Source organism: Kribbella solani (genome assembly GCF_014205295.1).
In the GTDB taxonomy this organism is placed as follows: domain Bacteria; phylum Actinomycetota; class Actinomycetes; order Propionibacteriales; family Kribbellaceae; genus Kribbella; species Kribbella solani.
In genome coordinates, this window is the sequence record NZ_JACHNF010000001.1 from 6,271,964 (window position 1) to 6,294,006 (window position 22,043).

A 22,043-nucleotide genomic window follows, 5' to 3' on the forward strand; every position below is an offset into this window, starting at 1 on the left:
GCACGGCGCCGGAAGCACTCAGCCGCGGCCGCCGTGGTCGGTGGATCTCGTTTGTTTGACGGCGGTTGCGGGGTTCTGGCTGGTGTTGCCGTTCTGCTCGGCTGCGGCCGGAGCGGTGCCGGGGGCGGCTTGCGCGCCCAGTGTGTGCTCGACGGTGTGGGCCAGGCTCTCTTCGCGGAGCACCTGCTTCATTGCCGTGATGCCGGCTTCGGCGGCTTCGCGGCCGAGGCGGGTGCCGTACGTTCCGGGGCCGTCGGCGGGCGAGTTGCCGAATCGGCTCTCGGCGAGTCGCTGGGCCATCGCTTCCCGGACCGCGCTGATCTGGTCCGGATCAGGGCGCCGGGAGGTGCGCTGATGGTCCTCGACGATCGCCGTGGCGATTCGCCGGAGCGCCTGATCGATGTCGTCCTGGGCCACGTCGGCGCGTACGTCCGGCAAAGACTCCTGGTTGTCGATCCGATGCCCCACGTTGTTCTGGGTGGTGTACTCCGCGCCCAGTCGCTCGGCGAGTCCGTTGAAGAGATCCGCCTCCTCCCCGCCGCTCGCCAGGGCGCTGCCGTGCATCGCCGCGTCCGCCCACCCCGGCAGGCGGCCGGTTTCCGTCACCCCGAGCCTTCTGGCTTCGAGGGCCACTGTCTCGATCACCAATTGGGACAACGCGTCGATGCTGGGATCGCCGGCGGACGATTGGCTGTAGGAGGATGGCATGGGTTCCGCCCTTCGGACTCGGGGCCAATGCGGTCCTAAGATGCCATGCGCCACGGTTCATCGAAGTCGGATCAAAACGGTTGCCGCGGATGTAAGTACTGTCTATCGATGAAGCTTTGTCTGCCAGTCGGGCGGCACGTTTCCGCCGGGTACGGGCTGGGTGTTCGGGCGGGCGGCCGGTGGGGCCAGTTCGGGGCCGTCGTAGTACTCGGACTCGCCGTAGTGCCAGAACCAGTCCTCGCCCGGTTCGAAGCTGCGGACGATCTGGTGGCCGGTCTCGGTCACGTGGGCGGACGCGTGCTGAGCGGGTGAGGAGTCGCAGCAACCGATGTGCCCGCACTGCGCGCACCGCCGCAGGTGGAACCACCATCCGCCGGCGGCAAGGCACTCGGCGCATCCGGTGCCGCTCGGGGGAGCACTGCTGTCGATCCCTGGAATCTCCGTCATACCGGCCATCATGGTCCATCACTCAACAGCTCACAAAGCTGTACAGGACAATACCTGTCCGCTACTCCGGCAAGGATCGGGGTATGACGACGCAGAGGATTCCTGGTGGGAAGTCGGCCGTGACGCCTTACGTGGCGGCCAAGGGCGCGGATCGGTTCCTGGAGTTTGTGGAAAGTACGTTCGAGGTGCCGCCAGGGCTGCGCGTCCTGAACGCGGACGGGACGGTCGGCCACGCCGAGATCGCGATCGACGGTGCGGTGCTGATGGTGTTCGACGCGGCGCCGGACTGGCCTGAAATGCCCAGCTTGCTGAGTGTGTACGTCGATGACGTCGAGCGTACGTACGCCCGGGCACTGCAGGCCGGAGCGACCGTGGTGACGGAGCTGATGTACTCGGGGATCACCGGCGATCGTGGTGGCCGGGTGAAAGATCCGGTGGGGAACATCTGGTGGTTGCAGACGCACGTCGAGGATGTGGACCCGGCTCGGCTGGGGGAGTTGTTCGCGGATCCGGTCGAGGCGGCGATCATGCGGAAGGCGCAGGAGACCTTCGCCGACGAAATGCGAAGCCGGAGGCCCTGAAAACATGGTGATTCAGTCGATGAGTCGTACGGGTTGGCCGGGGCGGAGTTGGGCGCAGGCGTCCAGGTCCGGTTCGGTGACGTACGCGATGACCGGGTAGCCGCCGGTCACCGGGTGGTCGGCGAGGAAGATGACCGGGGTGCCCGACGGCGGGATCTGGATCGCGCCGCGGGCCATGCCCTCGCTGGCGAGTTCGCCGGTTCGGGAACGGTCCAGCGGCGCGCCGTCGAGGCGTACGCCGACGCGGTTGCTGTTGCTGCTCACCTGATAGGTCTGCTCCACCAGCGCCGCCCACCCGGCGTCCGTGAACCAGTCGCGCCGCGGCCCCGGTGTCACCCGCAACCGCACCTCGCCACCGGGCGGATGCGCGACCGGAGCAAGGTCCACGCCTGGCATTGGTTCCACCAACGTTCCGATCGGCAGCGTCTGCTGGGCAGTGAGTGGCGCGGGGCCAAGTCCGGACAGGAGATCGGTCGAGCGCGACCCGAGGACCGGCGGTACGTCCACTCCGCCGCGTACCGCGAGGTACGTCCGCAAACCAGTTGCCGGAGGCCCGAATCGCAGCAGTTCGCCGGCGCGTACTCTGGCGGGCGCGTTCAGCGGTACGCCGGTACACGGCGCGCCGGTGATCGCGACGACGAGCTCGGTGTCGGCGTGGACGACCAGCCCGCCGTACGTCAGCTCGATCGCGGCCGCGCCGGCGACGTTGCCGACCAGACGGTTCGCCAGCTCGTACGCGGCCCGGTCGCAGGCGCCCGACGCCGGTACCCCGAGCGCGGCCTGGCCGGCCCGGCCGCGGTCCTGGATCGTTGCCAACGGCCCTGATTCGATGACGGTCAGGCTGCTCATCCACGACCCGCGTCGACGAACCGGACCCGGCGGCCGGGGTGGAACAGCGCGGCCGGTTCGCGATCCTGGTCGAAGATCCGCACCGTCGTCCGGCCGATCAGCTGCCATCCACCGGGCGATTCCCGCGGGTACACGCCACTGAACTCGCCGGCCAGCGCGACCGCGCCGACCGGCACCTTGGTACGCGGTGACTCGCGCCGCGGAAGGTTCCACGTTCCGGCGGAGGTGAGGTACCCGAAGCCGGGCGAGAAGCCGCAGAACGCCACCGTCCACTCGTCGCCCGTGTGTCGCGCGACCACCTCGCTGACACTGCACCCCAGCAACCGCGCCACGTCGTCCAGGTCAGCGCCGTCGTACGTGACCGGGATCTCGATCAGATCGCCTGCCACCTGCGTAGTGCCGGCCGGCGTGACCGCCCGGAGGGCCTGCGACAGCGCGCCGAGCGGACCGGAGGTCGTGACCAGCACGGTGTGCGCCGCCGGGACGATGTCGATGACCTCGGCCGGCGGATCGGCGGTGAGTGCCGCGTAGTACCCGAGGACTTCGTCGAGGTTGCCGAGCTCGACCAGCACCGCGCGATCTCCCGCCGGGAGCAGCCGCATCAGCCGGTGAACGGGCGCATCGTCACGCCCGCTCCCTCCAGCGCGCCGCGTACCCGCCGGGCGATGTCGACGGCGCCGGGAGTGTCACCGTGTACGCAGATCGACGCCGGTTCGACGACAAGCGATCCGCCGGAGTCGTCGCGGATCGGTTGTCCGGTCGCCATTGCCGTACACCGGGCCGCGATCTCGTCCGCGTCGTGCAGCACCGACCCGGCCTCGCGTCGCGACACCAACGTGCCCTCCGGGGTGTACGCGCGGTCCGCGAAGGCCTCGTGTACGACGGTCAGCCCGGCGTCCGCGGCAAGCCGAAGCCAAGCCGAACCGGGCAAGCCCAGCACCGGAAGGGATTTGTCGTAGTCGGCCACCGCGGCAACCACCGCCGTGGCCTGGGCCTCATGGTGACCGATCGTGTTGTACAGCGCGCCGTGCGGCTTCACGTACCTGACCCGATCCCCGGCGATCCGCGCGAACGCGTCCAGCGCGCCGAGCTGGTACACGACCTCGTCCCGCAACGCGTCCGGTTCGATGTCGACGAAGCGCCGGCCGAAACCGGCCTTGTCGGCGTACCCGACGTGTGCACCGATCGCGACGCCGCGCTCGACCGCCCGCGCGGTCACCCGGCGCATGATCGACGGGTCGCCGGCATGGAAGCCGCAGGCCACGTTCGCGCTGGTCACCACGTCGAGCAGCGCGGTGTCGTCACCCATCGGCCAGGAGCCGAAGCCTTCGCCGAGATCAGCGTTCAGGTCCATCGGCCACCTCCTGGTCTCGGTCCCGTCGTTCCGAGCCTAGAGATTGTTCAACAATCCGGCAAGCGCTGTTCCGCTTTTCACCCTCGGTGCGGGATGATCGGGTCATGAGTACGCCTGGGGCCGAGGGGACGCGGCGGGAGACCGGGCGGCAGGCGTGGTTGCGGACCGTAGCCGCGGACGTCGCGCGGCTGGACCGGAGCAGCTCGGCCGAGCGGGCCGCGGACATCCTCCGCCGGAGCATCACCGAGGGCGCGCTGCCGCCCGGCGCCCAGCTGTCCGAGGTCGAGCTGACCGAGGTCCTGGAGGTCAGCCGGAACACGCTGCGTGAGGCCTTCCGGCTGCTCACCCACGAGGGCCTGCTGGTCTACAAACTGCACCGCGGCGTCTTCGTACCCGAGCTGGGCGAGCACGACGTGATCGACCTGTACCGGTTGCGCCGCGTACTGGAAGTGGATGTCGTCCGCGGTCTGGCCGGCCGCGAACCGGAGCTCCCGGCGGACCGGCTGGAACCGTTGCGGGCCGAGGTCGACGCGGCCGAGGCGGCGGCGCGGGCGGACACCTGGCCGGCCGTGGGTACGGCGAACATGCGCTTCCACCAGCAACTGATCGGCCTGGCCGGAAGCAGCCGGATGGATGCGGTGACCGGCCGGCTGCTCGCGGAGCTGCGACTCCTCTTCCACGTGATCGCGGCGCCGCGCGAGCTGCACGAGCCGTACATCGGGCGGAACCGCGCGCTGCTCGAGCTGCTCGAAGCCAGGAAGTACGACGAGGCCGCCGCGGACCTGCACGAGTACCTCCTCGACTCCGAGCACCGCATCCTCGCCGCCTTCCGCGCGCGATGAGTGGATATCCACTGCTGTTGTGGGTTCTCCACCGGTATACGAGTGGAGAACCACAACACGGGTGGATAAGGGCTTGCGCCGGCAAGCGGAAACCTGAGTTGATGAGCTGGGAAGCCGACAGCTGCAAAGGGGAGCACAGCTCATGACCGATGACGCCCGGACCGATCAGACGCCGAAGTCGTACCGCCCGATCGATTCCAAGGGGTTCCGGGACTTCATCGCCCGCGGCTGGGGACCGGTGGACCGGACGGTGACGGTGCCGGACGGGCTGGCCGAGGCGGCCGCCGAGCACCGGCGGAAGCTGGCCGCGGCGCTGCCGGGCCGCCGGATCGCGATCGCGGCCGGCCGCGCGCCGGTCCGGTCGAACGACACCGACTACCTGTTCCGCGCGGACAGCGACTTCGTTTGGCTGACCGGTTGCCAGGCCGAGGGTTCGGTGCTGGTCCTCTCGGGTGACGGCGACGCGACGCTGTACCTGCGCGAGACGGCCGGCCCGGACGAGGCCGACTTCTTCGCGAACGCGCGCGACGGCGAGCTGTGGATCGGCCCGGTGCCGGGCCTGAAGGACTGGTCGGACGCGCTGCAGATCGCCTGCCGCCCGATCGAGGAGCTGCCGGCCGCGGTCCGCGGCGCGGTCCCGTTCATCCTGTCCGTACCTGGTGTCGAGCCGCTGCTGGACGCGCTGGTCCGGACGTCGCCGACCGACGGCAACTCGCTGCGCCAGACCCTGGCCGAGTTGCGCCGGATCAAGGACGACTGGGAGCTGGACCAGCTGCGCGAGGCCGTCGCCGCGAGCGTACAGGCGTTCGGCGATGTGGCCAGTGAGCTGCCGGAGGCGATCCGTGGCGGCGGTGAGCGCTGGCTGCAGGGTACGTTCGACCGCCGCGCCCGGACCGCCGGCAACGGTGTCGGGTACGCGTCAATCGTTGCTGCAGGCAACCACGCGCCGGTGCTGCACTGGGTACGCAACGACGGCCCGGTGAACGAGGGCGACGTGATTCTGCTGGACGCCGGTGTCGAGACCCGGACGCTGTACACCGCGGATGTCACCCGGACCTTCCCGGCCACCGGCGAGTACACGGCGGCGCAGCGGCAGGTACACGACCTGGTGCACAAGGCGCAGCTCGCCTCACTCGACGCCGTCCAGGTCGGCGCTCCGTACCGGGCCTTCCAGTACGAAGCGCTGCGCGTGCTGGCCGAAGGGCTGCGGGACTGGGGTCTGCTCGACGTGTCGCTCGACGAGCTGCTCGGTCCCGACGGCCAGCAGCACCGGCGGTACATCGTCTGCGGGACGGGCCACTACATCGGCCTCGACGTCCACGACTGCGACGCGTCCCGGCCGGAGGCGTACTTCGCCGGCACGATCGAGGCCGGAATGGCGCTCGCGGTCGAGCCGGGCCTGTACTTCCACCCGAACGACGAGACCGTCCCGCCGGAGCTGCGCGGCATCGGGATCCGGATCGAGGACAACGTCGTCGTGCACTCCGACCGGCTGGAGATCCTGACCGAGGACCTGCCGATCACCACTGACGGCCTGGAGCAGTGGACCCGTTCGCAGTTGGCAAGGAAGTAGCTCAGCCCACTGGTGCCACGGCGGGGCAGCTCGTGCCCCGCTCCGGCACGTCCAGTGCGATCAGGTACCGGTCGACCGTGCTCTGCATGCAGGCGCCCTTCGAGTAGCTGCCGTGGCCCCAGCCCTCGTATGTGAGCAGTACGCCGCTCCGGCCGAGCTGGCGTGCGACGCTGCGCGCCCAGTCATACCCGGTCGCGGGATCGTGGATCGCGTTCGCCAGTAGTACCGGCGTCTTCAGGTCGCGCACCTTCAGTACGTGCTGTGGGTTGTTGGCCTTTGGTGCACCCAGACAGATCGACGCAGCCATCAGCTGGCCCGGGTACTTGACGTCCTGGTTGTTGCGGGCGATCCGCTGCAGGTGCGCGGCGTACTCACGGTAGTCACGCACTGGCAGGTTCCAGTCCTGACAGAACACAGCAAGCGGGTACGAAGCGAGTCCGGTCGGCGCCGCGGTCGTGGTGGCAGTACTACCCGCAAGAGTGTCCGCGAGCTTGGACCACTGCGGTCCGTAGAGCAACTTGAACGCGGCAAAGCTCAGCCTGAACGGATCAGCTGACTTGGCAAGCTGGTCTGCCCACACAGCGTGGGCGTCACGGCCATGCAGCGCACAGGTCGTCGTAGCGTCGCACCACTTCACGAACTCGTCGAACGAGTCCTGCGCCGCGGCCGCCTGGTCGTCCAGGAACGCGCGCGTCGAGGACGTGCTGTGGTCGCTCACGCTCTCCAGCACCATCGCCCGTACCCGATGCGGGTAGGTCTCGGCGTACTGCCCGCCAAGCACCGTGCCGTACGAGCTGCCGTGGAACGTGATCTTGGCTTCACCGAGTACCCGGCGGATCGCGTCGAGGTCGCGGACGGTCTGCCAGGTGTCGATGTGGTCGTACAGCGGACCGGTGTTCGCACGGCAGTCCGTGGCGAGCTGACGGTTGTAGCTGATCGTCGCACTGAACTCGGCCGCGCTCTTGATGATCGGAGACGGCTGCTTGGCCAGTAGGTCGGCCGAGCAGCGCACCGGATTGCTACGGGCCACTCCACGCGGGTCGAAGCTGACGATGTCGAAACGGTCCTGCAGGTCGGTACTGAAGCGGCTGATCCCGGTCTTGATCCGATCGACGCCGGAGTCGCCAGGACCGCCCGGACCGAAGACCAGTACGCCGACGCGCTCGCGGGGGACCTTGGCGGTTCGGCGGGCGATCGCGAGGTCGAACGAAGGTCCGGCCGGGTCACGCCAGTCGACCGGCAGCCGGAGCGTCGCGCACTGGGAACCCTTGACGTCCTCGGGTTTGTCCTTGCCCTCGGGCTTGCAGTCGGTCCAGCGCACCTGCGGCCCGGCGGCCGCGACCGTGTCCGCGGCCATCGACGGCAGCGTGGTCAGGCCCGCGGCGAGGACGCCGAGCAGGGCCACGCCGGTCAGGGTCGCGCCGGCCAGAGTCGCGCCGGCCAGGGCAGGTCGGGAGAAAGTCATGCCGCCGATCCTTCGGCAATCGCTTGCTCCCGGCATCGGGCAGGACCCCCGCCCGACCCCGGGCCGTCACCCCAGGGAGCCCTTGCGGGTGTTGTTAGGGTCGGCGGTGATGAGTACCAAATACGCCAGGTGGTTCCGGACGGTGGCGATCGCCGAGGCGATCTCGTGGACCGGGTTGCTGATCGGCATGCTGTTCAAGTACGTCCTGTCCGACAACGAGCTCGGGGTGAAGATCTTCGGCCCGATCCACGGCGGCATCTTCGTCGTGTACGTCGCGACCGTGCTGGCCGTACGCGGCCCGCTGCGCTGGTCGTGGCCGGTCACCCTGGCCGCGCTGGCCGCCAGTGTTCCCCCGCTGTTCACCTGGTTCTTCGAGATCTGGGCGGTGAAGACGGGCCGGATTGACGCCGGGCGTGGCGCGGCCGTACCGTCCACAGCGGAAGTCAACTCAACAGCCGCATGAACCCGTGCGGGAGAGTCCTGGGTCCGGCCCAGGCGCCGTAGGAGCAACTCTCCCCAAGAATCTCTCAGGCACCTTCACCGCACGGGCGAGGCACCTCTGGAAGGCAACTCCGTCTGACAGAGCGGGGAGGACACCAAACGGTCAACGGCGACCGGAAGGAACCTCCACACGATGGCGATCAGTGTCTTCGACCTGTTCAGTATCGGGATCGGCCCGTCGAGCTCCCACACCGTGGGACCGATGCGAGCGGCCCGCACGTTCGCGCTCGGTCTGGCCGATGACGGCCTGCTGGCCGCGACCACGACCGTCGGCGCGCAACTCTTCGGCTCGCTCGGAGCCACCGGCCACGGCCACGGCAGCAACAAGGCGGTGCTGCTCGGTCTCGAGGGTGCCGACCCGGAGACCGTGGTCACGCATTCGGTCGACGCCCGGGTCGAGACAATCCGCGAACGCGGCCGGCTGGCCCTCGCCGGTACCCACGAGATCGCGTTCGACGAGCACGCCGACCTGGTGATGCACCGGCGCAAAGCCCTTCCGTACCACCCGAACGGGATGATCTTCGCGGCCCGCGATGCCACCGGCGGCGTACTGCGGGAGCGTACCTACTACTCGGTCGGCGGCGGCTTCGTCGTCGACGAGAACGCGGCCGCCGGCGACCGGATCGTGCCGGACACCACCCCGCTCAAGTACCCGTTCACCACCGGTGCCGAGCTGCTCGACCGGTGCCGGGAGTCCCAGCTGTCGATCAGCGAGGTGATGCTCGCCAACGAGCTGGCCTGGCGGACCGAGGACGAGATCCGGGACGGCCTGCTGCGGATCTGGCAGGTCATGCAGGACTGCGTCCGCGAGGGCTGCGAGACCGAAGGCATCCTGCCCGGCGGGCTGAAGGTGCCGCGGCGCGCGCACGCCCTGCACCAGAAGCTCAGCCAGGACCCGTGGTCGGTCGACCCGCTCAAGGTGATGGACTGGGTGAACCTGTTCGCGCTCGCGGTGAACGAACAGAACGCGTCCGGCGGCCGGATCGTCACCGCGCCGACGAACGGTGCCGCGGGCATCATCCCGGCCGTACTGCACTACTACCGCCGGTTCGTGCCGGGCTCGACCGAGGACGGCGCGGTCCGGTTCCTGCTCGCGGCCGGCGCGATCGGCGTGCTGTACAAGGAGAACGCGTCGATCTCGGGCGCCGAGGTCGGCTGCCAGGGCGAAGTCGGCTCGGCCTGCTCGATGGCCGCGGCCGGGCTGTGCGAGGTGCTCGGCGGTACGCCGCGGCAGGTCGAGAACGCGGCCGAGATCGCGATGGAACACAACCTCGGCCTGACCTGCGACCCGGTCGGCGGGCTGGTCCAGATCCCGTGCATCGAGCGGAACGCGATGGCGTCGGTGAAGGCGATCAACGCGGCCCGGATGGCGATGCACGGCGACGGCGTGCACGTGGTCACGCTGGACAAGGTGATCAAGACGATGCGCGAAACCGGTGCCGACATGAAGATCAAGTACAAGGAAACCTCCCGCGGCGGCCTCGCCGTCAACGTCATCGAATGCTGAGCAAGTAGTTACGCTGAGCAGGTAGTTGCCTAGGGAATGCCAGTACCAGGTTGTCGCCGGGTGAAGTCGGGATACTGGGCGTCATGGGTGAGCTTGGGCGGACGTTGCATGCGTGGCGGGATCGGGTGACGCCCGCGCAGGCCGGGCTGCCGGTGGGTGGGCGGCGGCGGGCGCCGGGGCTGCGGCGGGAGGAGCTGGCTCAGCTGGCCGGGCTGTCGGTGGACTACGTCGTCCGGCTCGAGCAAGGCCGGGCCGAGTCGCCGTCGGTGCAGGTGCTGTCGGCGCTGGCGCGTGCGCTTCGGCTGTCCGATGCCGAGCGCAACCACCTGTTCGTACTGGCCGGTGAGGTGGAGCCGTCACCCGGGCGCGTGTCGGCGTACATCCCACCGGGCGTGCAGCGGATCGTGGACCAGCTGGAAGGCGCGCCGCTGTGCGTGTGCGACGCCGCCTGGACGATGATCACCTGGAACTCGCTGTTCGCCGCGATGACCGGTGACCCGTCGCGGTGGCACGGGCGGCAGCGGAACATCATCTACCGGCATTTCACCGCGCCCGGCGACCGAATCGTGCAGACGCCGGACCAGCAGCGCGAATTCCGGAACGCGATGGTCACGGATCTGCGCGCCTCGCTGGTGCGTTATCCCCACGACCCGGAACTGCGGGCACTGATCGAGGAGCTCCGCGGGTACGCCGAGTTCGCGCGTTTGTGGGAGCAGCCGGTGACCGGATTCCACCGCTCCGAACGGAAGACGATCCGGCATCCCGAGGTCGGCGAGTTCAGCATCGACTGCGATGTGCTGGCGGTACCGGGGAACGACCTGCGGATCGTCGTCTACACCGCGGCCCCCGGCAGCGATGCGGCGGAGAAGCTGCGGCTGTTGTCGGTGATCGGCTTGCAAGCCTTGACCTGAGCGATCAGCTAACGCACCGCATTCCTACGGTCGCGTAAGCGGTATGTTATTCCCGAATTGTTTCGCACCGAGGTGGAATTTCCTCCAAGGACTGTTTCAAACGACCTTTCAGCCGATAACCTGCGGGACTTGTGAATCTGATCTCTGCCACGGCTTCCCGCCGCTCGCCCTGGCAGAACCCGCGGCGCCTGCGTCAGGTTGCCGCCGGCGTCGGCGTCCTCTTGCTCGGTTACCTGGTCCTCGTTCTGGTCGCGCTGCTCGGCGGGCCGCGGATCGGTGCGGGCTTCCTGCCACTCCCGGGTGGTGGCGGTGGACCGGAGCCGGTCAGTCCGGTGGCCGGTCTGCAGGCCGGTCAGCCGACCGAGAACCTGCCACGGATTCCCCACACGCCGACACCGACACCGGCTCCGTCGATGCTCCCGGTCGCGACGCCCGGTGTGCTGCCCAGCGCCGTACCGACTCAACTGCCGGGCGCGACCACACCCGGCACCCGCCCGGCTGACGCGGCGACCACGCCCACGCCGGAGATCGTGGAGAGCAAGGAACCGACCATCCCGGTGGTCACCGCCACCCCGCCGGTCGTCCCGCCGACCCAGCCGACCTCCGGCCCGGACAGCCCACGACCGACCGCCCAGCCGACGGACTCGACCACTACCCCGACGGTCACGCCAACCACCCCCAGCACGCCACCGAGCCGCCCCGACCACGGCGGCTTCCTCGCCAAACTGCTCCGAAAGCTAGGCCTCTAGCCGTCCCCGCGCCCCAAACCGGTTTGGGGGACCGGATCGGATCGGACGCGGGTCATACAGTCCGCAGTGCCTCGGTGGGCTGCATTCGGGCCGCGCGGATCGCCGGGAGCAGTCCGGCGATCGCGCCGATGGCCAGGGCCGATCCGACGCCGCCGATCCACGCCTCGGGGGGAACCACGACCGTCCAGCCCTTGACGGAGGCGTAGACGACCGTGGCCGCGACTCCGCAGAGGACGCCCACCGCCCCGCCTATCCCGGCGAGCAGCACCGCTTCGGAGAAGAACTGAGTACGGATGTGTCCGCGGGTCGCACCCAGTGCGCGCCGCAGCCCGATCTCCGATCGGCGTTCCAGGACCGAGATGACCATGGTGTTGGCGACCCCGACCCCGCCGACCAGCAGCGCCACCGCGCCCAGGCCGAGGAACAGGCCGTTGAGCGCCGACTCCGCAGCCGCCCGGGCGACCAGTGCGACGGACGGGTTGCTGACCGTGGCATTCGCCGGGTTCTCCGGGTTGGCCGTCCGCGCCAGCACCGAGTGCACGTCGTTGACGTACTCGGTCTGCGACCTGACGTAGATGGTGGTGGGGTGCCCGTCGTAGTTGAGATAGCGCTCCGCGGCCGGGTAACCGACGAGTACGGAGGCGTCGATCTCCGGGGCCAGGACCGCCTTGTCGAGAATGCCGATCACGTAGAACCACTGGCTGCCGAGCCAGATCCGCTGCCCGGTACGGACCCGGTCGATCCCGAGGCGCTTGGCCGCGTCGTAGCCCAGCACCGCCGTCGGTTGGGTAGCGGTGGCTTTATTCAGGAACGCGCCGTGGGCGACCGTGGTGCGTACCGTCGCGGGCAGGTTCAGGCTCGTCGCCTGGACCTTGAGCCCGTTGGTGTTGAGCGCCGGAACCAGCGGACTGCGGTACACCCGGGCTTTGGTGGCGCCGGTGTTCTCCACCTGCTGCACCGGGCCGATACGAGAGATCATCCCCGGGGCTGCTTTGGGCAGTTTCACCTCGTTGCCCTGGATGTCCCGGCCAGGCGTCACGGTCAGCATGTTGGTGCCGAGCCGGTCGATCTCGGCCAGCAGTCCGGCCTGCGACGAGGCGGACAGTCCGAGTACGGCCACGATCGAGGCGACCCCGATCGCGATGCCCAGCGCCGACAGGGCCGCTCGCATTCGCCGGGTGCGCAGTCCGACGCTGCCTGTGCGGGCGAGGTCGACGAGCCCCAGATGTCCGGGGCGGTAGGTCACGGTCATCGGTTCCAAGCCCCCTTCCGGGGCGCGTTGTCGGCGACCACCCGGCCGTCCCGCATCTCGATGCGGCGGGGCAGCTGGGCAGCCATTTCCCGGTCGTGCGTGATCACGACGATGGTGGCGCCCTGCTGATTCAGCTCGGTCAGCAGCGCCAGGATCGCCGAGCCGTTGACGCTGTCGAGGTTGCCGGTGGGCTCGTCGGCGAGCACGATCGCGGGGCTGCCGACCAGCGCACGGGCGATCGCGACCCGCTGCCGTTCGCCACCGGACAGCTTGGACGGCCGGAACTCGGCGCGGTTCGACAGCCCGACCCGGTCCAGGGCCTCGGCTGCTGCCCGGCGCCGGGCTGCCCGGCCCACACCCGCGTACAGGAGGCCGTCGGCGACGTTCTCCAGCGCACTGGTGTGGTCGGCCAGGAAGAACTGCTGGAACACGAAGCCGATCTCGGTGGCCCGCACCCTCGCCAGCTGACGGTCGCTCATCTGCGCGACGTCGGTGCCGGCGATGCGCATGACGCCCGCGGTCGGCCGGTCCAGCGTGCCCATGACGTTGAGCAGCGTGGACTTGCCGGAACCCGACGGGCCGACGATCGCGACCAGTTCGCCGCGGTTGATGGTGAAGCTCACCCCGCCGAGGGCCACCACCGGCGCCGCACCACCCGGGAACAGGCGGGTCACCCCGTCCAGCTCCAGAACCGGGGAGTCGGCACCCCCCTCCGGCACGTCGTCCAGCACCTCGGTATTGCCCGCGCGGGCGCTGAGCTCGCTCATGACGCCGGCACCACGATCTGCTGACCGGCCTTCAGACCGGCCCCGGTGACCTCGACGATTCCGGCGTCCTGGTCGAACATCCCCAGCTTGACCGGCACCAGCCGGCGCTCGCCGCCGGAGCCGACGACCTCGACGCCGTAACCGCCGTCAAGCAGCGCCAGCAGAGAGTTCACCGGGACGTTCAGCACATTGCGGGCGCTGTCGGTGATGATCGACACCTGTACCGGCGCCTGGTCGAGACTGCCGGTGGCCTTGGGGTCGGCGGGCTCGATGCCGACCGTGACCTTGGCGCCCTGGTTGTCGCTGCCCGCCTCGGCGACCCGGCCAACCGATGTCACCTTGCCCGCGGTCGTCTTCAGGTTCGGGAGCGTGATCGTCACCTTGTCACCGGGCTTCACCTGCGACTGGTAGGCGGTGTCGATCTGCACCGAGACGTACCGGCGCAGTGAGCTGGCTGTCAGCACCGCCATCCCCGGCTGGGCCTGGCCACCGATCTTGACGTTCACCTTGGTCACCTTGACCTTGTCCTGAGGCAGATACACCACCTCGCCCATCGACAGCTTCCCGTCCTCCTCCAGGCCGAAGTCGTCTTCCATCTTCTTGACCGCGGCCTTGGTCAGGTAGCCGTAGTAGCTGGAGGAAGCGCTCAGGTAGCTGCTGTAACCGAGCTTGACCAGTGCGGCGTTGAGCTGTTTGACGTCGGCGCCCTTGTCGCCCTGCTTCAGATCCCGGAACACCGGGATGGATCCCTTCAGCAGGATGACCGGCTTGCCGTTGACCTCGTACAAGACCTGGCCTGCGCGGCGCAGGTCGCCCGCCCCGGGCACCCCGGTGACCACACCGCTCGCCTGGCCGATGGCCTCGTAGCTGCCGGCGTACGCCAGTGTGCCGTTGACCGACGTGCGAGCGGATATCGTGCCCCGCTTCACGATCGCCGTACTGATGGGGGTCTTGTCGCTGGTGTCGTCGGCCTTGGCTTGCCGGTCGAGAGGGGCGACCAGGTAAGCGGCGACGCCCGCTCCCGCGGTGCCGACCACCAGGATTGCCACGAGCGTCCGCCGACTGCCCTTGCGCCGCCCGGTCGCCGCGGTCGTGGGCTGTGAGTCGTTGCTTCGTGCAAGGGAAGGCAGCACGCTCATCGCCCGTCACCGCCCGGCCGCCGCGCTTGGCCGTGTTCATATCCGCGCATACCCGTCTCCTTCGACCGACTTCATCAGCTTTCTTGTTTGCCTGCTGGTTTTGTTCTACGGGAGCGGCGGTTTCAGGACGGTATCGCCGCCCGCCGAATTCCGGGGCCGCGATGGGTCGGATGAAACCTCGCCGCAACCCTCCGGTCGCTAGCATGGGAATACGGCCGGATTTGACGACTGTGGGCCGTAGTCTTTTCCGGAGGGACAACAAGGTGCGCATTCTTATCGTCGAGGACGACGAGGAAGTTGCCCACGCGGTGGCGGTAGGTTTGCGCCGGCAGCGGATGGCGGTCGACGTCGCGCTGGACGGGCTGTCCGGTCTGGAACGTGCCCTGGTCAACGACTATGACGTGATCGTTCTCGATCGGGACCTGCCCGGGATGGACGGCGACACCGTGTGCGCCAAGCTCGTCGTCGCGGACTGCCGCAGCCGGGTGCTGATGCTGACCGCGGCCGCGACCACCGAGGACCTGGTGGACGGGCTGAACCTCGGTGCCGACGACTATCTGGGCAAACCGTTCGACTTCCGCGTACTGACGGCCCGGATCATCGCGTTGGCTCGGCGCACGCATCCCGCGGTGCCTCCGGTACTGCAGCATGGGGACATCGAGTTGGACGCGGCGCAGCGCCGGGTGACTCGGCGCGGCGAGCCGATCGACCTGGCTCCCAAGGAGTTCGGCGTGCTGGAGCTGCTGCTCGCCGCCCAGGGCCGGGTGGTCTCGGCGGAGGAACTGCTCGAACGGGTCTGGGACGAATCGGCCGACCCGTTCACCAAGTCCGTGAAGATCACCATCAGCCGGCTACGCGCCAAACTCGGCGACGAACCGGTGATTCATACCGTGGCCAAGTCCGGCTACCGGGTCTGAGGGCAGCCCGTGCGCACAGTCTTCCGCAGGCCCCGCAACACTGTCCGGTTCCGCCTGACGCTGCTCTACGGCGGGGTGTTCCTCGTGTCCTCCGTGGCACTGCTCGCGATGACCTTCTTCCTGGTCGACCGGGCCGACCCGGGCCTCTACGTGTACAACGGCCAGGGCAGCGCGGCCACGGTCAAGGAGATGTCGAAGCCGCCGGCCAAACGCGGCCCGCAGGAACTCGACAAGCAGGGGAATGACCTGCCCGCGCCGGCTGCCGGGGAGAGCAAAGCGCTCATCGAACTGGCACAGCGGCAGAAGGACCAGCGGAGGCACACGCTGCTGGTTCAGGGCCTCATTGCCCTGGGCATCATGACGGTCGTCTCGATGGGTCTCGGTTGGGTGCTGGCCGGGCGCGTGCTGCGCCGGCTGAGTACGATCACCCGCACGGCCCGGGAGATCTCCGCGACCAACCTGCACGCCCGGCTGGCGCTGCCGGGGCCTGCCGACGAACTCAAGGACCTCGGCGACACCTTCGACGAGTTGCTGGCCCGGCTGGAGGCCGCTTTCGAGGCACAGCGCCGGTTCGTGGCCAACGCCTCGCACGAGCTGCGGACTCCCATGACGCGGCAGCGCACCCTCGGACAGGTCGTCCTGGCGGATCCGGACGCGAGCGTGGAGTCACTGCGGGAGGCCCACCTGCGGATCCTCGCCGCCGGCCGCGAGCAGGAGCGGTTGATCACGTCGCTGCTGACCCTGGCCCGGGGGCAGGCCGGCCTTGACCGGTGGGTGCCGTTCGACCTCCAGGCACTGGCCGGGAAGGTCGTGGTGTCCCGCGACGAGGAGGCCGAGCGGCGCGATGTGTCCTGGCGTACGGCGCTGGATCCGGCCGTCGCGATCGGTGGCGCGGGCCTGGCGGAACGCCTGGTGGTCAATCTGGTGGACAACGCACTGACCTACAACACTCCCGGCGGATGGGTCGAGGTCACCACCCGCGCCGAGGGCGATCGGGCCGTGCTGACCGTGAGCAACTCGGGTCCGGTCGTTGCCGCCGAGGAGCTGGACCGGCTGTTCCAGCCGTTCCAGCGGGTCGGCACCACGCGCACCCACCGTGAAGGGCTCGGTCTCGGGCTGTCCATCGTCAGCGCCATCGCTACCGCCCATCAGGCCGAACTCGACGCCGTGCCCCGGCCGGAGGGCGGTCTGACCATGACGGTGCGCTTCCCCTGCGCGGCGGCGGACACGGTCGTAGGCCCGGCCGCGGTCGAACGCGTCTAGTGTCCTGAACCTGAAGTTCGGACCCTGGCGACGGAGGGGCAGCAGCCGGGGTCACCCGGATCGCTGCCCCACGGGACGTCGCGGTCATCCGCCTTGCGTGTTCTTGGCGCCGTCTTCCGCGCCTTTTCCGCCGTTCCTCAGGACCTCTTTGCACTTGTCGTCAGCCTTCTTGAAGACGGGACCGGTGATGTCGACGCCGAGCGCACCTCGGTCGAGGTCGGTCCCGCCTTCGGCGTTGGGGTCCGGGAACTTGGGTACACCGTTCTCGCGCATGCATTTGGCGTACGCCAGCGCGGCCTCTCGGTCCGCGGGCGCCTCAGGTGCTGGCGCAGCGTTGTACTGCTTGCACGTCTCCGCGGCCTTTTCGTACGCCGGCGTGCCCAGACCGACCTTGTCGCCGTCAATCTTGAGACCACCGTTGGGGTCCGGGTCCGGGAAATTGGTGACGCCGTTCGCCCGCATGCACTTCGAATAGGCGAGGGGACTGTTCTTTTCGGCGCCGCCGCCCGGCTTCGCGCTTTCGCTGGTACCAGGGCTGGCCGCCGCGACACCGCCGGCGCCGTCGTTGCCGCCATCTTTTCCGCCGTCGTTTCCGCAGGCGGTCACCAGCAGGCCGATGGTGGCGATCGCCGCGACCAGAGTGCCGCGCGGCCGGATATGACGCGGCAACGCTGCAGTCTTCCATTTCTCCCGCTCAGCCGTATTTTTCGGCATACTTTCGCACCTTTCTCGAATCGCTCCTGAGAAAGTTGTATCGGACCGGCGGTTGCGGGAAGGTATCAGCAAGAAGGAGCCCGGCCCCCTGCGAGCGAGGGTTAGTAGGCCTCTACCTGGGTGGTGTCTGCGTTGCCGCGGGTTGTCGGCTGGAGGTTTACCTGCCAGCCCTGGTTGCGGCCGAAGGTCTGGTCGAACTTCTTGAACGAGCAGTCCGCCCGGAACTTCCGCTCGGACTGATCCCAGTCGCTGCCGCTCTTGAAGTACAGGTGGTACGTCCCACCGATCCGCTTCACCGTCGTCGTCTTGGTCGACTGGATGTACACCATCACCTGCGGCTCCCCGGGCGGCTGACCGTCGCCGACGATCGAAACCGCGACGTCGTGCGTCGTCCCGTTGGTGATCTTCACCTGGCCGGTGCCTTCGGCCGCGCGCCGTACCAGGATGTCGCCGTTCCGCGGGCGTACCGGCTCGGGCGCGGGCCCCGGATCGGGCAGTGTCTTGCCGAAGCTCAGTTTGAGTCGCTGCAACTGGACGATCGCCGACTTCAGGTCGGTACGCAGCTGCCGCTGAACCTGCTGTGACGTGTACGCGACGCCACCGCAGCGCGCATCGTCCTCCGTCTTCCGCGTCGACGACGTCAGCTGGGCGGCCGCCACCCCGATCCGTTCCTTCAGCAGTTCGTGTACGCCGTTCAACCGCGTGGTCACGGTCAGTGCCGCCAACCGGATCGCCACCGTGTTCAGCGTCTCCGCGACCGTACTCATCGAGTCGGCCAGCCCTTCGGCGGTCCGGACCCGCGTCAGCCGCCGGGCCGGCCCGGTCAGCACCTGGTCGATCCGGCGCAGCTCCGCCTGGTACGCCGCCGCACCCAGCGGACCCGCGGCCGGTACCGAAGACGCCGGAGCCGGTGCCGCGCTACCGGTCGCCGAGGCACTCGGCTCAGGCGTGTGCCGTGGCTCCGCGCCGCAGCCCACCACCAGCCCGATCCCAGCACAGAGCGCAACCCAGCGCTTCATTCCCCACCCCCAGGTCCCCACCCGTGTCAGTCAGCTGCCAGCGTAAAGCATCACTCGCGCGGCGCCGGGCGTACGAACGGGAACGCCAGCGTGCTGCGGATGTTCTGGCCGGTCAGCATCATCATCACCCGGTCGACGCCGATGCCCAGCCCGCCGGTCGGTGGCATCGCGTACTCGAGCGCGGACAGGAAGTCCTCGTCGAGCGACATCGCCTCCGGGTCACCGGCGGCCGCCTTGAGCGACTGCTGGGTGAGCCGGCGGCGCTGCTCGACCGGGTCGACCAGCTCCGAGTACGCGGTCCCGATCTCGGCGCCGAAGGCAACCAGGTCCCACCGCTCGGCGAGCCGGGGCTCGGTGCGGTGGTTCCGGGTCAGCGGCGACGTCTCCAGCGGGAAGTCGGTGTAGAAGGTCGGCAGCATCGTGTTCGGCTCGACGAGCTCGTCGTACAGCTCGAGCACCAGCTCGCCGGCGCTCAGGTCGAAGGTGGTGTGCACGCCGTGCTCCGCGCACAGCTCCCGCAGCCGTTCGATCGGCGTGTCCGGATCGATGGGCGTACCCGCTGCCTGGCCGACCGCGTCGTGCACGGTGATCACCGGCCAGTCACCGGAGATGTCGATCTCCTCGCCGTCGCGGCGCACCACCGGCTTGCCGTACACCGCGGTCGCCGCCTCGATCAGCAGCTCCCGGGTCAGCTCGCGCATCACGTGATAGTCCGCGTACGGCTGGTAGGCCTCGACCGAGGTGAACTCCGGGTTATGGGTCGCGTCGGCGCCCTCGTTCCGGAAGTTGCGGTTCAGTTCGAAGATCTTGCCCATCCCGCCGACGCTGAGCCGCTTCAGGAACAGCTCCGGCGCGATCCGCAGGAACAGCTCGGTGTCGTACGCGTTGATGTGCGTGACGAACGGCCGTGCGTTCGCGCCGCCGTGGACGGCCTGCAGCATCGGCGTTTCCACCTCGATGAAGCCGCGCGTCTCGAACCCGTTCCGGATCGCGCGGACGGCGGCACTGCGCTGCTGCATCATCCGCAGCGATTCCGGGTTCATCACCAGGTCGATGTGCCGCTGCCGGACCCGTGCCTCCGGGTCGGTGAAGCCCTTTCGCTTGTCCGGCAACGGGTGCAGGCACTTGGCGGCCATCACCCAGCTGGTGGCCGCCACCGACAGCTCGCCGCGGCGGCTGGTGACGACCTCGCCGGTGACGCTGACGTGGTCGCCGATGTCGACGAGCCGCTGCCACCGGTCCAGCGAGACCTCGCCGCAGGCATCGGTCGTGAACATCACCTGCAGCTGGGTCAGCCCGTCCTGCAACTCCGCGAACGACAGGCCGCCGTGGTCCCGCATCCGCAGCACCCGGCCGGTCACCGAGACCGTGTGCCCGGTGTGATGGTCCGGCGGCAGGTTCGGGTAGAGCTCGCGGATCCGTTCCAGCGTCTCCGTCCGCGGTACGCCGACCGGGTACGGATCGATGCCCGCGGCAACAAGCTCAGCGAGTTTGGTACGCCGGATCTGCTCCTGCTCGGTCAGCTTGCGGGTCGGCAGCGCGGGCGCCAGCAGCTCCAGCTCCTGCTCGCGTACGGCGGTGGTGAAGGCCAGACCGTCCGCGGACCTGATCGCGTGCCGGTCGGCGGCGCCGGCGCTGTCCACCCGGGTCCACGGCCGCGGCGCGGGCAGGAAACCTTCCGCCGTACCGGCCGCCAGCAGCACCTGCGCCAGCGATGCGCCACGCGAGTAGCAGATCAACCGCGGCGACCAGCGGGGCAGGTACTTCTCGTTCGACTGGTAAAGACTTTCCAGCTGCCAGAACCGCGATGCCGCGGTCAGCAGCGCGTTCGTGAAGCGCAGGAACGGCCCGGCGCCGACCCGCTCGGCATCGCTGAAGATCTCCCGGAACATCGCGAAGTTCAGCGAGATCCGGTGCACGCCGAGGTCGCCGCAGGCGTCGATCAGCGACGCCACCATGAACTCCATCAGGCCGTTCACTGACTCGGGATCGCGCCGCATCAGGTCCAGCGAGACGCCCCGGACCCCCCACGGTACGAACGACAGCAGGCCGCGTACGGTGCCGTCAGCGTCCCGCGCGATGACCATCACGCAGCGGGCGTCGGCCGGGTCGCCGAGCCGCCCGAGCGCCATCGAGAAGCCACGCTCGGTCCGGGCGCCGCGCCAGTTCTCGGCCAGCTGGACGTACTCCGCGAGGGTCTCCGGGGACAGATCGCCGTGCCGCACGACCTCGGCGTGGTACCCGGCCCGCTGAACCCGCGTGACCGCCTGGCGTACCGGGCGCATCGTCCGGCCTTCCAGGGTGAAGTCCGCGACGTCGATGATTGCCTCGTCACCCATCGCCAGCGCCCGCATACCCGCGTCGACGTACGCCCGCGCTGCCTCCTCGCTGGCCGAAAGGACAGCGGGGGACCAGCCGTACGTCCGCGCCTCGGCGAGCCATCGCTGGATCGCCGCCGGCCAGGCGACCGGATCACCGACCGGATCACCACTGGCCAGACTGACCCCGTTGACCACCCGGTACGCGATCGCGGCGTCATGTCCGGGGGAGAAGACGACGGCCTTGTCGCGGCGGGTGGCGAAGTACCCGAGTGAGTCGCGTTCGCCGTGCAGGAGCAGGAGCCGGCGCAGGTCCAGCTCCTCCGGCTGGGTCAGGTAGCGGACGCGGCGGACCGACCGGAGGAAGATCCAGAACGCCAGCACCAGCGAGGCGGCCGAGATCGCACCGACGGACAGGCCGATCCAGCCGTGCCCCTCGTGACCGGCCATCTTGCTGCGGGACTGGCCGAACGCGGCCGCGACCGCCCAGCCGATCTTCTGCCGCTGGCCGCTCAGGGTTCGCGGGAAGATCTGGGTGAGGGTGACGCTGACCGCGAGTGAGATCAGCATGCCGAACACCAGCGCGCCGATCGCGAGCCGGCGGCTACCGGTCGCGAGCCGGGCCGGGAAGGCACCGCGGATCTTCCACAGCAGCACGATCAGGGCCATCACCACGAGCGCCTGGAGGATCGCCCACTCCAGGTCCTTGGCCGAGGTGCGGTCGAGGTCGGACAGCCACTCGGTACCGCGTGGGCTGCTCAGCCGGACCGTACTGAACGCGATGTAGGCGGTCAGGCCGAACAGCCACAGGCCTTCGAAGACCCAGAGCACCCAGAGCAGCGCGGCTCGTTTGCCGCGCAGCAGCGCACTGCCGACGACCGCGAGGTAGACCGCCGAGAAGATCGTGTGCCCGGCCGGGATGCCGACGAACTCGAAGGCCATGTCCGCGTGCCGGACGAGCCGAGGGCTGAGGAATCGCAACGGAATCGCAAGGAACGACCAGACGGCAGCGACCACGACGACGCGGCCAACCCAGACCGCGGCGCGGTGCTGCCACGCCGGTACCACTGCTTCTTCCGACCGCACCCGCCGATCATCCCACTAGTTTGCTGCGACTTCGGTCGACCTAGCACTACCTCAACAGTACAGTTGACGCCACAGTCAAGA

The 22,043-nt window shown here is 69.1% G+C and carries 21 protein-coding genes and 1 riboswitch; of the genes, 9 read left to right on the forward strand and 12 right to left on the reverse strand.

Translation table 11 applies throughout. The features are described 5' to 3' along the window. Positions 1-18 precede the first annotated feature (18 nt). Complete coding sequence (locus tag HDA44_RS29005; RefSeq protein ID WP_184839777.1) at positions 19-708, reverse strand: hypothetical protein; 690 nt, start codon at positions 706-708, stop codon at positions 19-21. Between the two features lie 102 nt (positions 709-810). Further along, positions 811-1,155, reverse strand: a complete 345-nt coding sequence (locus tag HDA44_RS29010; RefSeq protein ID WP_184839779.1) for a UBP-type zinc finger domain-containing protein — start codon at positions 1,153-1,155, stop codon at positions 811-813. 83 nt (positions 1,156-1,238) lie between these two features. Between HDA44_RS29010 and HDA44_RS29015 the strand changes: the two genes are divergently transcribed. Then, complete coding sequence (locus tag HDA44_RS29015; protein ID WP_184839781.1) at positions 1,239-1,736, forward strand: VOC family protein; 498 nt, start codon at positions 1,239-1,241, stop codon at positions 1,734-1,736. 12 nt (positions 1,737-1,748) lie between these two features. Here HDA44_RS29015 and HDA44_RS29020 read toward each other — a convergent pair whose 3' ends face one another. Genes HDA44_RS29020 through HDA44_RS29030 form a run of 3 tightly spaced genes read right to left on the reverse strand, consistent with a single transcriptional unit; the run spans position 1,749 to position 3,939 of the window. Beyond that, positions 1,749-2,585 carry a 5-oxoprolinase subunit C family protein gene (locus HDA44_RS29020; protein WP_184839783.1) on the reverse strand — a complete coding sequence of 279 codons (837 nt, stop codon included), beginning with the start codon at positions 2,583-2,585 and terminating at the stop codon, positions 1,749-1,751. After that, complete coding sequence (locus HDA44_RS29025; protein WP_184839785.1) at positions 2,582-3,187, reverse strand: 5-oxoprolinase subunit B family protein; 606 nt, start codon at positions 3,185-3,187, stop codon at positions 2,582-2,584. The genes HDA44_RS29020 and HDA44_RS29025 overlap by 4 nt, the downstream gene beginning before the upstream one ends. Continuing rightward, positions 3,187-3,939 (reverse strand): LamB/YcsF family protein, encoded by a 753-nt coding sequence (locus tag HDA44_RS29030; RefSeq protein WP_184839787.1) that lies wholly within the window; start codon positions 3,937-3,939, stop codon positions 3,187-3,189. The genes HDA44_RS29025 and HDA44_RS29030 overlap by 1 nt, the downstream gene beginning before the upstream one ends. A 104-nt stretch (positions 3,940-4,043) precedes the next feature. Between HDA44_RS29030 and HDA44_RS29035 the strand changes: the two genes are divergently transcribed. Together HDA44_RS29035 and HDA44_RS29040 are read left to right on the forward strand one after the other, a co-directional pair. Then, positions 4,044-4,781: a GntR family transcriptional regulator gene (locus HDA44_RS29035; RefSeq protein WP_184839789.1), complete on the forward strand. Its 738-nt coding sequence runs from the start codon at positions 4,044-4,046 to the stop codon at positions 4,779-4,781. Positions 4,782-4,923: 142 nt separating this feature from the next. Further along, on the forward strand, positions 4,924-6,354 hold the full coding sequence (locus HDA44_RS29040) for an aminopeptidase P family protein (RefSeq protein ID WP_184839791.1): 1,431 nt from the start codon (positions 4,924-4,926) through the stop codon (positions 6,352-6,354). 1 nt (position 6,355) lies between these two features. On the opposite strand, the gene HDA44_RS29045 is transcribed toward HDA44_RS29040, so the two are convergent. Continuing rightward, positions 6,356-7,819, reverse strand: a complete 1,464-nt coding sequence (locus tag HDA44_RS29045) for an alpha/beta hydrolase (protein ID WP_238352578.1) — start codon at positions 7,817-7,819, stop codon at positions 6,356-6,358. 109 nt (positions 7,820-7,928) lie between these two features. On the opposite strand from HDA44_RS29045, the gene HDA44_RS29050 reads away from it, so the two are divergent. From HDA44_RS29050 to HDA44_RS29065, 4 genes are all read left to right on the forward strand, one after another. Beyond that, positions 7,929-8,282, forward strand: coding sequence for a DUF3817 domain-containing protein (locus tag HDA44_RS29050; protein ID WP_184839793.1), 354 nt, complete (start codon positions 7,929-7,931; stop codon positions 8,280-8,282). After that, positions 8,280-8,372, forward strand: a riboswitch (glycine riboswitch). It overlaps the preceding gene by 3 nt. Before the next feature lie 81 nt (positions 8,373-8,453). Further along, the gene (locus HDA44_RS29055; RefSeq protein WP_184839795.1) at positions 8,454-9,827 is read left to right on the forward strand and encodes an L-serine ammonia-lyase; all 1,374 of its coding nucleotides are present in this window, start codon (positions 8,454-8,456) and stop codon (positions 9,825-9,827) included. An 83-nt stretch (positions 9,828-9,910) separates the two neighbouring features. Next, complete coding sequence (locus tag HDA44_RS29060) at positions 9,911-10,738, forward strand: helix-turn-helix transcriptional regulator (protein WP_184839797.1); 828 nt, start codon at positions 9,911-9,913, stop codon at positions 10,736-10,738. A gap of 131 nt (positions 10,739-10,869) precedes the next feature. Beyond that, positions 10,870-11,487 carry a hypothetical protein gene (locus HDA44_RS29065; protein ID WP_184839799.1) on the forward strand — a complete coding sequence of 206 codons (618 nt, stop codon included), beginning with the start codon at positions 10,870-10,872 and terminating at the stop codon, positions 11,485-11,487. Between the two features lie 52 nt (positions 11,488-11,539). Here the strand turns inward: HDA44_RS29065 and HDA44_RS29070 are convergent, their stop codons facing one another. Genes HDA44_RS29070 through HDA44_RS29080 form a run of 3 tightly spaced genes read right to left on the reverse strand, consistent with a single transcriptional unit; the run spans position 11,540 to position 14,645 of the window. After that, complete coding sequence (locus tag HDA44_RS29070) at positions 11,540-12,739, reverse strand: ABC transporter permease (protein ID WP_184839801.1); 1,200 nt, start codon at positions 12,737-12,739, stop codon at positions 11,540-11,542. Further along, positions 12,736-13,506, reverse strand: a complete 771-nt coding sequence (locus HDA44_RS29075; protein ID WP_184839803.1) for an ABC transporter ATP-binding protein — start codon at positions 13,504-13,506, stop codon at positions 12,736-12,738. The genes HDA44_RS29070 and HDA44_RS29075 overlap by 4 nt, the downstream gene beginning before the upstream one ends. Next, entirely contained in the window at positions 13,503-14,645 is a 1,143-nt protein-coding gene (locus HDA44_RS29080) for a peptidoglycan-binding protein (RefSeq protein ID WP_184839805.1), read from the reverse strand. Before HDA44_RS29080 ends, HDA44_RS29075 begins: the two co-directional genes overlap by 4 nt. A gap of 263 nt (positions 14,646-14,908) precedes the next feature. Between HDA44_RS29080 and HDA44_RS29085 the strand changes: the two genes are divergently transcribed. Together HDA44_RS29085 and HDA44_RS29090 are read left to right on the forward strand one after the other, a co-directional pair. Then, positions 14,909-15,562, forward strand: a complete 654-nt coding sequence (locus HDA44_RS29085; RefSeq protein ID WP_184839807.1) for a response regulator — start codon at positions 14,909-14,911, stop codon at positions 15,560-15,562. An 84-nt stretch (positions 15,563-15,646) separates the two neighbouring features. Next, the gene (locus HDA44_RS29090; RefSeq protein ID WP_202887623.1) at positions 15,647-16,825 is read left to right on the forward strand and encodes an ATP-binding protein; all 1,179 of its coding nucleotides are present in this window, start codon (positions 15,647-15,649) and stop codon (positions 16,823-16,825) included. Between the two features lie 84 nt (positions 16,826-16,909). Here the strand turns inward: HDA44_RS29090 and HDA44_RS29095 are convergent, their stop codons facing one another. The 3 genes from HDA44_RS29095 to lysX all read right to left on the reverse strand — a co-directional run bounded on the left by HDA44_RS29095 (position 16,910) and on the right by lysX (position 21,962). Further along, the gene (locus HDA44_RS29095; RefSeq protein ID WP_184839809.1) at positions 16,910-17,539 is read right to left on the reverse strand and encodes a hypothetical protein; all 630 of its coding nucleotides are present in this window, start codon (positions 17,537-17,539) and stop codon (positions 16,910-16,912) included. A 101-nt stretch (positions 17,540-17,640) separates the two neighbouring features. After that, positions 17,641-18,558, reverse strand: coding sequence for a hypothetical protein (locus HDA44_RS29100; RefSeq protein ID WP_184839811.1), 918 nt, complete (start codon positions 18,556-18,558; stop codon positions 17,641-17,643). 50 nt (positions 18,559-18,608) lie between these two features. Continuing rightward, positions 18,609-21,962: a bifunctional lysylphosphatidylglycerol synthetase/lysine--tRNA ligase LysX gene (gene lysX / locus HDA44_RS29105; protein WP_184839813.1), complete on the reverse strand. Its 3,354-nt coding sequence runs from the start codon at positions 21,960-21,962 to the stop codon at positions 18,609-18,611. Positions 21,963-22,043: the final 81 nt, after the last annotated feature.